The following is a 590-nucleotide window of genomic DNA, read 5'->3' on the forward strand; positions in this document are numbered from 1 at the left end:
CCTGCGGGTGCAGTTGCGCCAGGGTATGCGCGGCGCTAAGCCCGGTGATGCCCGCGCCGACCACCAGCCAGTCGGCACGTTCGACGCCACTCAAGCGACTGTGCGCAGCCAGGGTTCCCGCTTGTGCAATCCAGCCACAGACATTTTGCATGCATCATCTCGTTGTCCACCCGTTGCAGCCACCGCCCGCATACCGCACCCATGCAACATTCACATGGCATAGATAAAGGCGAGTACGCCATGAAACGCATGAGCAGGACTCATCACGTGCCTTAGCTGCAGGATATGCAGGCCTTGATCGAAGTCGCCGACACAGGCCGCTTCACCCTGGCAGCAAATACGCTGCGCCTGGCCCAAAGCGCGGTAAGCCGCAAAATCCAGCAGCTGGAGCGCCATTTTGGCGTACCGCTGTTGGTGCGCAGCAGTCGCGGCTGGCAGTACGCTGGCTGTTGCCCAGGTTGAGTGAGTTCTACCGCCTTGACCCCGACATTGCCCTGGTAATCGAGACGGTTGCCAGCGAACGAGCTCGCCCTCGATGCCGCCACCCGCGGCCTGGGGGTGGCGATGACCGACCTGACCCTGGCCCAGGA

At 62.7% G+C, this 590-nt stretch carries 2 pseudogenes; one reads left to right on the forward strand and one right to left on the reverse strand.

Annotated features, from left to right (window positions below):
- Positions 1 to 151 (reverse strand): annotated as a pseudogene (locus G3436_RS25910) (FAD-dependent oxidoreductase); the annotation flags it as partial.
- Between the two features lie 134 nt (positions 152 to 285).
- Between G3436_RS25910 and G3436_RS28395 the strand changes: the two are divergent.
- A pseudogene (locus G3436_RS28395) lies at positions 286 to 590 on the forward strand (helix-turn-helix domain-containing protein); the annotation flags it as partial.

Source organism: Pseudomonas brassicae (genome assembly GCF_010671725.1).
GTDB classification, from domain to species: domain Bacteria; phylum Pseudomonadota; class Gammaproteobacteria; order Pseudomonadales; family Pseudomonadaceae; genus Aquipseudomonas; species Aquipseudomonas brassicae.